Origin of the sequence: Acidisarcina polymorpha (assembly GCF_003330725.1) — a bacterium.
Taxonomy (GTDB): Bacteria; Acidobacteriota; Terriglobia; order Terriglobales; family Acidobacteriaceae; genus Acidisarcina; species Acidisarcina polymorpha.
The window spans coordinates 4,693,184-4,705,998 of the sequence record NZ_CP030840.1; the positions used below are offsets into that span (position 1 = coordinate 4,693,184).

The following is a 12,815-nucleotide window of genomic DNA, read 5'->3' on the forward strand; positions in this document are numbered from 1 at the left end:
CGACTGAGGCCGATGATCGTTTCGAACGTCAACATCCTACCACGCTGATGGCGAGTTTTGGTTGAGACCCCAATCCTGTGATTGGTTGGGACGTGGGACGGAGGCGACCGCAAAAAGCGTTGCCCGTCCCGCCTGACCGAAGACTATACTCGCAGGCTGAAACGCGGGAACGAACTTCCGGGCTCCCAATATCCCGCAGACCGTCGGCTCCGCCGAGGAAGACATCCGCTCCCATGCCGAACGGCTGCAATTTGAGACCGTCGCCGACTCCGCCAACGCTCCGCTCTTTCCGCTCGCCAAGCCTTTGCCACTCGGCACCAGCGAGGATGCGTGGCCATTGCTCAAAGAGGCGGCGAAGGCCACCGGCGCCTTTCCGCTCTTCCTCGCGCTCAGTCGGCTTTACCGCGTCGCTGGAGACTTCCTCAAGTCACTGTGGGAGCCGGACCTCTACGTCGAACCCTACGACTTCGCCGACAACAGCAGCATTTCCCCCGTACTTACTACATTGGAAGAACGGTTCTTCCTACAATTAGTTTGCTTGAGCGGCTTCATACACCTTCAGTTGCACATAGGCCGCCGCGACGAGCGGCGCGGATACGCCTTTGGCTCGGTCGACCAGATCCCCAAGGATGTGGTCGGCCTCAACGGGGGCTCCCTTTATCAAATCTCGGTACATTGAAGAGGAAAGCGTAGACCCAGGTTGGGTCATGGTGTCGATGTGGTGGAGGAGGGCAGACTCCGCGATCGGATAGCCATTGGCTTGGGTGATCGCTGCGCATTCCTCGATCACGGCACGAGCCAGTGACGGGCCATAAGGCACAACGGCGGCAATGTCGCCCACGACTCCGCGCCCCAACACGCAGGTAGCGCTGAGGCTTGCCAGGAACCACCACTTCTGCCACAGCGTGGCAAGAATGTCGGGTTCCAGAACAGTTTGGAAGCCCGCGTCCCTGAGCGCTCGATCAACGGACAGAATCCGTTCGGAGCGCTCTCCAGAGTGCTCGCCATAGTTGATCTGGCTAGGTCCTGCGGATTGATGAATTCGACCTAGTTCGTCCATCTCCGCGTAGATTCGTGCGCACCCACCCAATACGTGCTCTGCACCGAACCTTTCATCAAGCATAGAGAACTGCCGCATTCCGTTCAGGATTGGCAGAAGCATTGTCGCCTGCCCAACTGCCGGGGCCAAGTCTTCCATTGCGGCTTGAAGTTGATAGGCCTTGGTGGTGAGCACGATCAAGTCGAAGCGTTCTCTGCTTTCACGAAGTTGTTCCGCGGTAGCGACCTTAGGCTGTATTGTCAGATCGCCGTTTGGCGTAGTGATCTCGAGTCCGCGCTCGCGAATTTGCTCCGCTCGCCGCTCGCGGAGCAGAAATGTTACATCGCGTCCAGCCTCGGCAAGTTTGCCGCCAAAAAATCCACCCGTCGCACCGGCGCCGACCATAAGGATACGCATTTCAAATACCTTCCTCAGAAATTGACACCGAGTTTCTGCAAGCCGGAGGCTCACCCTAATGATCGCTGTCGTGGAGATAGCGTTCAGGGATGGGGAGGTCGGGCCGCTCCCAATTCCAATAGACTCCGACGATGTACCAGCGGTTTGCACTTTTCAGCAATTCGAACGACTTGATGCCGCGACGTATAGGCTTCGGGTCTTCTAAGTTTGTGCGGGATTCAAACGTGGAGTAAACGTGAGCCATCTCACCGAACCTCTCGATCTGGTTGGCTGGATTGCTATCAAAGAAGCCCGACGTAACCGTCTGGGAGTCGGATATAGCGGCATACTCTTCTGGCGAAAGAAAGCGAACATCCGCTGTACGCGAAGAATTTGGTGGCACACTAGCCGCGATCCGTCCACCTGGGACAAACAAGGACCGTAGACGAGTTTGATCCAACTTCCCGCCAGCCGGAGTTGAAATGGTGGCGTAGAACGCTCGGATAATGTCTTCGACGGTGTCAACATCGGCTGGGTTCGCCTTTGGCCATTCCGGGTGCGAGGCGAGGGCGGACTGCGTATGCTGCTGTGGCGTGGCTGGCGGGTTCTGAGCAGACATAAGAGTTGCGGAACACAAAATGAAAGAGAGAGCAAAGTGGCGAATAACGGCCTCCAAGGAGAGAGACAGGTCTGGTCATCATGACCGCGTACTACAGTTCCAGCTTACATACCCGTTTTGAGAAACAACAGTTCGTAATTCTGACATTATTGTTGATTATTATTAAAGTATGAATCTTACGAACGTAGATCTCGACAGTCTTCGAGCGCTTGTGATCGCGCAAGATCTTGGCGGATACGGACGCGCAGCGGAGCAGTTGGGAAGAACTCCCTCAGCGATCAGTCTCCAGATGAAGCGCTTGCAGGCAGAAGTGGGCGTGTCGTTGTTTCGCCGCCAGGGGAAACGGACCCTCCTGACGGAGCAGGGCGAGATTGCAGTTCGCTACGCTCGTCGAGTATTGGAACTGAACGACGAGATGCTCGACACGTTGCGCGGCGCTTCTCTATCAGGCGTCGTGCGAGTTGGCTTCGGGCACGATTTCGTTGATACACTGCTTCCCTTGGCATTGGCCCGCTTCAATGCTCTTTATCCACTCGTCAAGCTGGAAGTGACGATCGACCGAAACTCGTTACTGGAAGGCGAAATCGGCGCGGGAAGACTTGATGTAGCGCTTACCCTCGGCAATCATCGTGAGGGATCAGGCACGAAGATCGGGAAGTTGCCGCTTTGTTGGATCATCAATTCTAAGTTCCCCCTCAAACCCAAAGACCCTCTACCTTTGGTTCTCTTTGAGCACCCCTGCATCTTCCGAACTTACGCACTCGATGCGTTAGACCGTGCAGGATTATCCTGGCGCATAGCGATGACAAGCCCGAGCGTCGCAGGACTCTGGGCCGCCGTCAAGGGCGGGCTAGGAATGACCGTCCGTGCCAAGATCGGTGCTCCGGAAGAATTCGATTTCGCTCCTCCGGCGATGCCATCGCTGGGAATGACTGATGTCATCCTTCATCGCCGGAAATCCGCAAGAGCGGCTTATGTCCGTCGTTTTGCTGAAATCGTTGGTGAATTGGCAGTTTCGCATTACAAATTGAACGGTACGACGGGCAATCTCTGATCCGCGGCGAGGAACAAGTGGGTCCTGATCCTGCCTCCTTCGGCGGCCATATCGGAAGGAAGCCAACTACGGCCGCTGCGCCACCGTAAGATCGTGGCGACAACAGCGATGCCAGCGCCCACCGGGCAGATAACGTTGCAGACCCAGTTGGCGGCATTCAGGAATGCCCCCTCTGGCTGCGACGCGGTCTGACCCTGGACTGCGTGGCCTGTGGCTGCTGCCGTTCCTAGGTTTTGGGCCACGCTGACGACGGGAGCTACCAGCGCGGCTCCGATGAAGGATACGACCATGATCGCCCGCAGCTGCTTCTGCGTGGCGCGCAAAACTCGCATGAAATGACTTGATCATGGACTTGCCTCCTTGACGGGGTTCCATCAAGGTGGAAGTCGCATCGTTCTGGATTTCGATCAATTGCAGAAAGGCACTGATTGATTACGGGCGGCGCACGTAGCAGTCAGTACTGACTGTTGAATTGCCCCGGTAGCGTATGCTGGATCGCTACTCAGCGTTCATTGAACCTACCTGAACCGTGCCTCTTGTCTTCTCGTGCCGAATACAAGTGCGGCTTATGTGGCGACGTGGATGCGGCATTACATAAGTGGCGCACACGCATTTTCTCTCTTCATCGATCGCGGGACGTCGCGATGCATTACATGAGTCTAGTCATTTGGATCGCGCGATCGGGACCGAGGAGTGATTCTGACTTCCAACAATTGCCGAGAGCGGCTTTTTCGATGCAAATCTTCTGCGGATAGGTTCGACGACACTCACGTGGACACGACGTCGGCGCAGTCTTGGTTTGCCTGCTTTAGCTATTGGGTGGCACTGAGGAATACAGGCTTCACCATAGCTTCAATTCTGGCGGCCATCTCTTCAGCGGGGATGCGGCCGGGAGTCTGAAGCCAGCGTCGCGCGGCTCCGAAGACGGCCCAGGCAGCCGTGGTCGCCAGAAGCACTGTATCGACACCGGGTGCCGGCTCATGACGGGCGGCGCCCTCCATGAATATGCCCTCAATGACTGGAATAATGGAGCCTTCAATGGGCATCTTCGCTAGCTGGCTTGGGCAGCCGGTCGTCTCGGCGAGATAATCACAAACGCCGAGCGCTATGGCGCGAAGTGCGCCGTTGCAGTCTGTGAAGGAAAGGCCACGGCGCGCGATCAGCTCACGGAAGCGGGCGTCGGTCATGGCTTGGAGCAAGGCGTTCTTATCTGGGTAGTGGAGGTAGAAGGTAGCCCGGTTGAGGGTCGCCTCATCCGCAATCTCCTGAATCGAAATGTCGGCGAACTCCTTTTGAGTCAATAGCCTGACCAAGGCTTCCATCAGCATGCGCCGACTGCGCAGAATGCGCGGATCGGTCGCTTCAGGTGCGGCGGCTGATTGTAGTGCCTGGGTCATCTCAGGCTTAAGGATACTCTTCCCGCGTCATTTGATGCTAAAGCGACAGTTGTCGATGTATTATGAATCAACACGTGTCGATTAGACATCAACTGTCGTACAGGAGATTTTACTATGCCCACCCTTCTTCACATCGATTCAAGCCCACTCTACGGCCGATCAGTCTCTCGTGAACTCACCGCTGCATTCGTCACCCAATGGAAAGCATCGCACCCGGATGGAGCTGTCATCGATCGTGACCTCAATGCAACCGCGATCTCGCCGATCACCGAGGAATGGGTGGGCGCCGTGTATACGCCTGAAGAGGCGCAAACTCCAGAGCAGAAGAAACTCCTTGCGCCATCGGATGCCCTGATAGCTGAACTAAAAAATGCTGACGAATACGTCATCGGAGTTCCGATGCACAACTTCGGTGTGCCCTCGGTGCTGAAGCTTTGGATTGATCAGATTTCTCGTGTTGGCAAAACATTCTCCTATGCGGACGGAACACCGAAAGGTCTCATCATTGACAAGAAGGCGACGTTCATCATTGCGACCGGCGGCATCTACGACGCCCAGACACAGATGGCCTCGTTCAACTTTGTAGAACCGTACCTGCGATCGCTATTCGGCTTCCTTGGCCTGACAGATGTGACGTTCCTGACCGCGGGCGGAACGATGGCCCTGAATCATGGGCAGGACCGTGTCGCGTTTCTTGCGCCACATCTTGAAGCTGTGCACACGCACGCTGTGACGATCTAGTGAGGAGGATAGACATGAAGGTTGTTTCAATCATCGCTCGCTATCTGCTTGGCCTGATCTTCGTCGTCTTCGGCCTGAACGGATTTCTCCATTTTATCCACCAGCCGCCACCGGCCAACCCACTGGCACTCCAGTTCCTTGTTGCTGTCAGCACCTCGCACTTCGCCGCCTTCTTTTTCGCTGTGCAGGTTCTTGGCGGGCTGCTCCTGCTCTGCGGGTTTTTCGTTCCACTTGCGCTGACACTGCTTGCGGCAGTGCTCTACAACATCCTTGCATTTCACCTGACGCTCTCGCCGGGAATCGCGCCGGGGTTGGTGTCCTGTGTCCTTTGGGTGCTGGTCTTCCTTCAGTACCGCGAAAGCTTCAACGGCATCTTCAGCGCGAAGCCCACGATACACGCCTAGCACGGTCGCACCAGGAAGGGGTACGGTATCATTCTGCTGCGAAGTACTTACGCCTGCCTTAGGGCCGTTTCCGGCTTAGGAACAAGCCTGCCAGCAGCCACACACTACCGCCGCAATACTCCGATTTCTAGACTCACTGCTTGAGTGATGAGCACCAGCGATCTACCAGCCTCATTTTCAACGCGGCGTTTGTTACAAAGCAAAGTACACATTTTTTCTCTTCTCACACGACTATTTTGACGGGATCGTCGGCATGGATTGAAGCCATTCCACAGAACACCCAAGAGCTGCTTGGCCAGCGACTCCGACGTTTCCGGGAATTCGATCGAAGAGAATGTGATGTTCACGAAGCCCGACGGGTCTGCTTGCGTGATCTTACCTACGATGCGGCTTCTGCAGGGATTAGAACTGCTCCGTCCCGCTCGTAGTTGTACTCAACCGCCGCGCTTACTGGGGCATGTACGGCGGTTGAGGCGATTGACTCGATCCGGGTTGCGACGTGATATCCGGAGCTAGGCCCAGATTGCCGGCGTTTGGTCACGACGTTCGCGAGTCGGAGCGCACACCGCTAGTGCTTCGACATGGGCAGTGAAGACAAGCGACGGTTGGTTCAATTCTTCCTCTTCCATGTTAGGACCTGCTGTTCATTTCGACCGGCACTATAGGGAGGCGGTGTCCACTTCGGAGATCCATTAGACGTTGTGTCCGGCTGCTCGAACGTGGGCACCTGATTGAGGCGCTTGCTGCCAGGTTGACCACTTTGGGCAGTCGCGTCCTGTACGTAAACGGGAGTTCCAGTCTTCGGCTGGTAGAGCAAAAGACTATGCTCGTGAAGACGGTGGCGCTCAAGGAGAATTGCGTCGCGGATTCACCGGCCGCTCCAGCGCATGAGAAGCGTGGGGTGCGGAGGCAAGTCCGGGTGTCCTCAATCGGGATGTAGCCTCCGCGCGGATCGCCTTACACGCACTTCGCCTCGAGAATTCTCTGAACTCATCAGGAGGGAATTAGTCGATCTGAACGACCTTGACCCTTCCGAGGCCGAGTGTGGGATTTTCGATCAGGTAGCGACGTCGCACGCAGGCCAAGAAGAAACCGATAACGCGGCTCTGCTTCGTTTGCTTGGCAAGGGCCGCCATGCTTCCATTTGCTGCGGAAGTTGAGCAGAGCGTCGAGATCGATCTCGTAGATATACTCGAATCCCTGTGCCTGGGTCCAAGTGAGAAACTGCTTGTCGAAGATGGTCCCGAGCTTGTTGAGTGTGGCCTCGGCTAGGCTGCGGCTGACCGCATCCTCGACGTAGGCTTCGACGGCCTTCTTGATTGGGACAGGTAGTCTCTTCGGTGCAGAAGGCAGAACTTTGACGGATGAATGTGCTTGAATAGCGGGTGATGAGAAAGCGAGAGGCGTTGTCGGCGCAACGGCCTGCTGTACAGGGAGCACCGGCGGTGTAAGAGGCGCTGGCGCAGTTCTTCGGCTTCTTCCCATAGACGGGTTCTGGCGCTCCGACGAATGAACTTGCCGTTGACGGATCCCCAAATCCACTTCGGGCCGTTGCAGCGACGCCAGGCCTTGTCGCCCGAATTCTTGCAGTCCGGATGATGACGGGTATAGACGGAAAGCATTTCGAGCCCGACTTCAGCGAGATACTGCTTCGATCGCTGAAGAGGAACATCTGAGGCAACTGTACAGTCACGGTACAATTTTGCCCTGATTTCTTTGTCCGATTGCCTAACTTATCGACGCGAGGTCAGTTAGGAATGGTGGAGGCGGCGGGAGTCGAACCCGCGTCCGAAATCGTTGACAACAAAGAGACTCCATGCTCAGTCGCGTTCCGGTGACTTCGCGTTACGCGCTCAGAACGGACAAGGTGCGCGTAACGCTAGCCTGTGGATCTCGTTCTCACAACCCAGACGTAGCGGTAAGAACCAGCCTGCTGTGCGACGTCCTTTCGAAGCCCGCAGACAAAGCCGCGAAGGACGGCAACTTAATTAATTAAGCTGCGTATGCTAGTTGGTTGTTGGCAACTATGTTTTTCCAGGCGATTACGGGTGCCCAGACCCCGGCATGCCTCTTTGCCGCAAGCAATTCCGTCGAAACCGTGACGCCCCCATCGGGTTGTCCTGCGATCAGCCGGAACATCCTTACAACAAATCTAGTTTACGCCCAAATGGACTCAGGCGCGCAGGACGCAGACCACCCGTCGACAGCTATTCTCCCGGAACGCTCTTTCGGCTGTCTCCAAGCGAGCTTGGCCGTGCTGCCGCAACGGTCTGCAGATTAAGAGACTCATACTCCTTGCGTTCGATCCCTTCACGAATCTGCTTGGCCGTCATCTTTTTCTGAGTCATCAGATAGGCGTAATGCTCTTCTTTGGCGCAGGTGGAGCAAACGGCGCCGTGGGTCCCTTCGAAACAACTATGCAGGCTGTTGTGTCCCATTGCCTGATCGCAGCGGCAATAGCAGGGAAGCTGGTGGAGAACCGGTTGAATGGTTGCGGCCTCCTGGTAGACCTTGACCTGCCAGGGATACCTGAAGGAATCCCCCGTAAGCTGACTACCCGAGAGAATAGGGGGAAGCTTGGAACCTTTCGCCGGCGGCTGGGAGTTGTAGGCCGGGATGTCATCCGCGGGATTAGACCACTGCGCGTACCCAGCAACCGTCAACGTTCCTACCAAAACCGCCCAGGCGCTCTTAACCAACAACCGTCTCATTGATAGCTCCTGACTGCATTGTAACGGGAAGGGAAGCGAGGGAGGGCCCGGCGTCTTTTTACCTTCAAACAAAAAAAGGCGGCACGATCGGTCTTTTGAATCGTGCCGGGAGGCCAGTGACGCAACTTATAAACTTTTCAAGATAAGGAGAGCGCCGCTCCATCACTCATCTGAAGTCATCTTACATACACATAGATGTAGAAATCCATGAAAAAGTTTCTATATTCAGAATATTTTCTTTCGAAGAATTCGAAAGCACCTATTTGTCTACCGATCTCCCAAGATTCCCTGTTTAAAATCAAACGTTTAGACGGGTACTCTATAAATCAAGGCAGGGAATCGTAGAAAAAGGCAATCCAGCTTCCAAGATAAATCTTCCTGGATCTACATTTCCGCATAGAATTCGGGCGGCCCGATCTTGATTGGGGCCACTTCCTCCCGATGTTGTAGCGCTCAATCTGCATCTGTTACAAGAAAGGAGTGGCGATCCATGGAACAAGACTCTGAGAGTTCGAGGAAGAGCGCTCCCCACGGGATAGGGCAGACGGCTTTATGGGTGGCGGCGAGCGTCGTGTTTGGCTCGCTGGCGCTGGTTTTGTGGAACCGGAGCGCCCTGAAGTCGCTGCTTGATGCCGCTCAGAATGCCACAGAACCACTGGGCAGCCGGGACGATGAGGGAATCTACTGATCTTGAGCATTTGCCCAAGCGCAGCGGAAGCGGAAGCTAGGCTAGCGAGTCGATATCCAGGGCGAGTTCAAAGTCACGGTCTGTGAGGCCCCCCGCATCGTGGGAAACCAGAGCCAGCTTGACCCTGTTCCAACGAATATCGATGTCGGGATGGTGGCCGGCGCTCTCCGCCTTTTCAGCGACTCGATTGACAAAAGCCATGGCCGCGTTAAAGTCGGCGAAGGTCAAGTCGCGCACGATTTCGGCCCCCACCAGGCGCCACTCCGGCAACCTAGTGAGTTCTTCAGCCACTTCAGCATCAGTCAACTGAGTCATAGGCTCTCTATCGATTGCGAAGTGTCTCCGGCACGTCGACAGCAATCGACATTTTAGGATGATTGACCTCGGTGCGCAAATCTTCCCAGAGCTGGTCCGGCAGGGACTGGAAGACCCTGACAATCGCTGGATCGAACTGTGTTCCACTGCAGCGTTCGATCTCCCGCCGGGCGTTCGCGAATGGCTGCGCTTTGCGGTAAGGCCGATCGGAGGTGATGGCGTCCAGCGCATCGGCTACGGCAAAGATCCTCGCGCCCAGTGGAATTTCTTCGCCTTTCAGTCCCCGCGAGTAACCACTACCGTCGAAGTGTTCTTGATGGCTAAAAACAATTTCCGATGCCTTTTCGAGGAAAGGTATCTTTTTCAGAATCGTGTATCCCCGCAAACAATGCTCACGCATGATCGCTTGTTCTGCGGGATCCAGTTTTCCCGGCTTCGACAGGATCGCGTCCGGAATGGCCATTTTGCCGATGTCGTGCAGGTAAGCGCCACGCGCTATGATCTTGACCTCGGCGGGATCGATGCGCATCGCCCGGGCCAGCACGATCGCGTAAGCGGTGACTCGCTTTGAGTGCCCCTCGGTCTCGGCATCCTTAAGATCAAGTGCATTGCCCAGGGCTTCCAGTGTGATGTCATAGGAACGCTCAAGGTCGGTTATGGCGCGGCGCAACAACTCCGTGCGCGCTGCAACCAGATTTTCCAGGTTCTGCCGCTCTTGCGTCAGTTGTCGGCCATGTTCACGGTGTTCCACCGCAGCCTGGACTGTGTTCAGCAATTCCTCCGTCCTTAGAGGCTTCAGCAGATAATCGTAGGCCCCCGCCTTGATGGCCGTAATCGCCACCCGGATGTCCTCGAGGGCTGAAATGACGACAACGGCTGAATCCGGGTAGAGCTGCAGGATTCGCCGTAAAAGCTCCAATCCAAGAGCGCCATTGCCTTTGATGTCCAGGATCAGAGCATCGAAGACGACTTTGCCGTTCAGATTCTGCAAGGCTTCGGAGCTCGCCCGCACGAAGACGGGGATGTACCCGGCGTCTTCAAGCAGGCTGCCGGTCTTGTGGCCGGAGCTGGCTTCATCATCAATAATCACGATTCGCTTGGCAGGCACTAGCTACGCCCTTCCTGTTCGAACGTTCGCAAACGAAGCCAAGAAGACTCGAACCCACACAGCGTATGGAAAAGTTTAAGTCTTGGATGATCTAGGCCGGATGCCTTAGCGAAGGAGGCAAGCCGCTACATTTCGAAATTGTGGCACTTAAGTAATTGGCATCTTGTTCTGAAATCTGTGTGCCAGGAATTGGATATAGTTCTTAGCTTACTTATACATTCCGGTCCGCCGAAGCACAAAAGGTTAAGGGCGCATAAGCGGAACATGGTAATTGAAATTCGGTTTGAACCAACGCAAGCCTCGCGGGGATTGCGTATCCTGAGCAGAACATAAATCGGGCATTAGGAGACGCCCCGGAACCAACGCTACCCAGATCGCGTATTCCCTGATCATGAGCTGCGTAGGGGTCCTACCGTGGAGCAACATTGGAGGCGAGGGAAGAACCAGTCGCGGACCGGCGAAGACGTCGATTACGATCCTGCCGGGATCAGCCGACGGCCGTAGGGCGACGCAAACGAGTTCAAACTCGTCTGGGAACCCCACGGAGCAGGAGCCCGACAGACCGGGTAAATCGGGTCAAAGCGCGACCCGTGCGGCTGTGGCGCCGATGGCAAGCTGGGAGCGAGGAATTCCGGTTCCGGGTAGTGACCGGGTCCGGCAAGCTCCTGCTAGGGGACTTGAGGAGAGACGCTTGGAAGTTGACTGGGCCGTAATTGTCCGGCGGTGCCTCGATGGAGATTCGCTCGCTTGGGCCGAATTGGTCCGAGGTCAGCATCGGCGCGTCTACAGTCTCTGCTACCGTTTCACCGGTTCGTCGCATGACTCTGAAGATTTGACCCAGGAAGTTTTCCTCAAGGTCTATGGGAATCTAAACAGTTTTGACCTGAGCCGAGGTAGCTTTCAGACCTGGCTCACAACGCTCACTCGCAACCTGCTGGTGGACCACTTTCGCCGTGGACGTCAGCAGCGCGCAACCGACTCGATCGATGCGGGCTGGGAAGATTCCAGTGAACTCCAGATGTCCGACCGGTTGGCAGACACGCAGCCGAGCCCGCACCAGCAGGCGGCGGCGCGGGAACTCGAGCGCATGGTGCAGCAGGCGCTCACCAAGATTTCACCAGAGCTCCGGGAGGCTGTGATCCTTCGTGATCTCCAGGACCTTGATTACAAGGAGATTGCACAGGTATTGCGCATCCCCGAAGGCACGGTGAAGTCGCGCATCAGCCGCGGCCGGGCGGAACTTGCAAGGTTGCTTGAACGTAACAAAAGGCAGGTGGTTTAGATGTCAGAACACAGTCAACATAAGACGACGAATGAGGACCTACCAAGTAGGAACAGAACTGGCGCATCGCCCGCCATCAGAAAACTCACCTGCGAAGAGTGGGAGGCCATGCTAGTGGATTTCCTGGATGGCACCCTGGCTGCAGGCGATCTCGAAAGTTTCCAGGCTCATCTCCAGTCCCCTCCCGAAAGTGCATCGGGGGGCGACCAGAGTTGTGCACCCTGCTCGGAGATGTTTTCGCATGCGCCCCAGGGCCGCGAATGGTTGAACTTTCTTCGCGTCGAACCGCCGGTCTCTTCGCTGCTGGTTTCGAAAATCCTGGCCAAAACCAGCGGCACGGCTGCCGCCAGGACAATCGACAGCGGCAATCTTGCCAGCGAGGGACCTTCGGCATCGGTGCTCGCCGTCCCCAGCGCTCCCGCGCTGCCTTTTTGGAAGCGGGGAACGATGGCAACTGCCGGCCGACGTGTCGCACAGCCCCGCCTGCTCATGACGGCTGCAATGGCATTTTTCTCCATAACCCTGACGCTGAACATGGCCGGGGTGCGGTTGACGGCTATCCGCGTTTCGGATTTGAGACCCGCTGTGCTGAGCGTCAATCTCGACAAGCAATATCACATGGCCAGTGCCCGCGTCGTTCGGTACTACGACAGTCTCCGCTTCGTTTATGAGATGGAAGCTCAATATCGGGAACTGCGGAGAGATGCCGATCTCGACAACAGCAGCCCTGCCAGCAATCCAACGCCGCCTGCCTCGAATGGTTCTTCGCAGGATGGTAATCATAAAAATGGCGGCAAGTCCGAGGCGCCTGGCGCCCAGGAACCGCAGGCGATCCTCTGGGGTGAAAAAGTCGAAGCAGCGTTGCGGCTCCCGGCTGTGCAAACCGAGAAGAGTCGACCTGGATTTAAGCCAGATTTTCGAGAGGATATGGGGAATACGTTGGACCAGATCGACTTTAAAGCTGCAGATCAGGCAAAGGAAGGCATCGCATGAACTGCATCAATCATCCCGAAACGCCGGTATCGTCGTATTGTCAGAATTGTGGCAAGGCACTCTGTGCG

General features: G+C 56.1%; 14 protein-coding genes, 1 other RNA gene and 1 pseudogene. 7 read left to right on the forward strand and 9 right to left on the reverse strand.

Features of this window, described 5'->3' with window-relative positions:
- Positions 1-36 precede the first annotated feature (36 nt).
- From ACPOL_RS19810 to ACPOL_RS19820, 3 genes are all read right to left on the reverse strand, one after another.
- The gene (locus tag ACPOL_RS19810) at positions 37-363 is read right to left on the reverse strand and encodes a hypothetical protein (protein ID WP_114208581.1); all 327 of its coding nucleotides are present in this window, start codon (positions 361-363) and stop codon (positions 37-39) included.
- 166 nt (positions 364-529) lie between these two features.
- A complete protein-coding gene (locus tag ACPOL_RS19815; protein WP_114208582.1) occupies positions 530-1,456 on the reverse strand; it encodes a ketopantoate reductase family protein in 927 nt (308 codons plus the stop codon).
- Between the two features lie 55 nt (positions 1,457-1,511).
- The gene (locus ACPOL_RS19820) at positions 1,512-2,054 is read right to left on the reverse strand and encodes a hypothetical protein (RefSeq protein WP_114208583.1); all 543 of its coding nucleotides are present in this window, start codon (positions 2,052-2,054) and stop codon (positions 1,512-1,514) included.
- A 169-nt stretch (positions 2,055-2,223) separates the two neighbouring features.
- Between ACPOL_RS19820 and ACPOL_RS19825 the strand changes: the two genes are divergently transcribed.
- Positions 2,224-3,108: a LysR substrate-binding domain-containing protein gene (locus ACPOL_RS19825; protein WP_114208584.1), complete on the forward strand. Its 885-nt coding sequence runs from the start codon at positions 2,224-2,226 to the stop codon at positions 3,106-3,108.
- Here ACPOL_RS19825 and ACPOL_RS19830 read toward each other — a convergent pair.
- Positions 3,075-3,440 carry a hypothetical protein gene (locus ACPOL_RS19830; protein WP_114208585.1) on the reverse strand — a complete coding sequence of 122 codons (366 nt, stop codon included), beginning with the start codon at positions 3,438-3,440 and terminating at the stop codon, positions 3,075-3,077. The two genes, ACPOL_RS19825 and ACPOL_RS19830, sit on opposite strands and share 34 nt — an antisense overlap.
- 480 nt (positions 3,441-3,920) lie before the next feature.
- The gene (locus tag ACPOL_RS19835) at positions 3,921-4,505 is read right to left on the reverse strand and encodes a TetR/AcrR family transcriptional regulator (RefSeq protein WP_114208586.1); all 585 of its coding nucleotides are present in this window, start codon (positions 4,503-4,505) and stop codon (positions 3,921-3,923) included.
- 114 nt (positions 4,506-4,619) lie between these two features.
- Between ACPOL_RS19835 and ACPOL_RS19840 the strand changes: the two genes are divergently transcribed.
- Both ACPOL_RS19840 and ACPOL_RS19845 read left to right on the forward strand, forming a co-directional pair.
- Positions 4,620-5,246 carry an FMN-dependent NADH-azoreductase gene (locus ACPOL_RS19840; protein ID WP_114208587.1) on the forward strand — a complete coding sequence of 209 codons (627 nt, stop codon included), beginning with the start codon at positions 4,620-4,622 and terminating at the stop codon, positions 5,244-5,246.
- 14 nt (positions 5,247-5,260) lie between these two features.
- The gene (locus ACPOL_RS19845) at positions 5,261-5,650 is read left to right on the forward strand and encodes a hypothetical protein (RefSeq protein WP_114208588.1); all 390 of its coding nucleotides are present in this window, start codon (positions 5,261-5,263) and stop codon (positions 5,648-5,650) included.
- 1,758 nt (positions 5,651-7,408) lie between these two features.
- Here the strand turns inward: ACPOL_RS19845 and ssrA are convergent.
- Positions 7,409-7,759: a transfer-messenger RNA gene (ssrA, locus tag ACPOL_RS19855) on the reverse strand.
- Between the two features lie 98 nt (positions 7,760-7,857).
- On the reverse strand, positions 7,858-8,361 hold the full coding sequence (locus tag ACPOL_RS19860; protein ID WP_114208590.1) for a CYCXC family (seleno)protein: 504 nt from the start codon (positions 8,359-8,361) through the stop codon (positions 7,858-7,860).
- A 490-nt stretch (positions 8,362-8,851) separates the two neighbouring features.
- On the opposite strand from ACPOL_RS19860, the gene ACPOL_RS19865 reads away from it, so the two are divergent.
- On the forward strand, positions 8,852-9,049 hold the full coding sequence (locus ACPOL_RS19865; RefSeq protein ID WP_114208591.1) for a hypothetical protein: 198 nt from the start codon (positions 8,852-8,854) through the stop codon (positions 9,047-9,049).
- A gap of 36 nt (positions 9,050-9,085) precedes the next feature.
- Here the strand turns inward: ACPOL_RS19865 and ACPOL_RS19870 are convergent, their stop codons facing one another.
- Positions 9,086-9,364 carry a 4a-hydroxytetrahydrobiopterin dehydratase gene (locus ACPOL_RS19870; RefSeq protein WP_114208592.1) on the reverse strand — a complete coding sequence of 93 codons (279 nt, stop codon included), beginning with the start codon at positions 9,362-9,364 and terminating at the stop codon, positions 9,086-9,088.
- A gap of 7 nt (positions 9,365-9,371) precedes the next feature.
- Positions 9,372-10,472, reverse strand: a complete 1,101-nt coding sequence (locus tag ACPOL_RS19875; protein ID WP_114208593.1) for an HD domain-containing phosphohydrolase — start codon at positions 10,470-10,472, stop codon at positions 9,372-9,374.
- 691 nt (positions 10,473-11,163) lie between these two features.
- Here ACPOL_RS19875 and ACPOL_RS19880 point away from each other — a divergent pair.
- From ACPOL_RS19880 to ACPOL_RS36410, 3 genes and pseudogenes are all read left to right on the forward strand, one after another.
- Complete coding sequence (locus tag ACPOL_RS19880; protein WP_236656907.1) at positions 11,164-11,754, forward strand: RNA polymerase sigma factor; 591 nt, start codon at positions 11,164-11,166, stop codon at positions 11,752-11,754.
- Entirely contained in the window at positions 11,755-12,747 is a 993-nt protein-coding gene (locus tag ACPOL_RS19885) for a zf-HC2 domain-containing protein (protein ID WP_114208595.1), read from the forward strand.
- Positions 12,744-12,812 (forward strand): annotated as a pseudogene (locus ACPOL_RS36410) (B-box zinc finger protein); the annotation flags it as partial. The gene ACPOL_RS19885 and the pseudogene ACPOL_RS36410, both read left to right, overlap by 4 nt.
- Positions 12,813-12,815 lie beyond the last annotated feature (3 nt).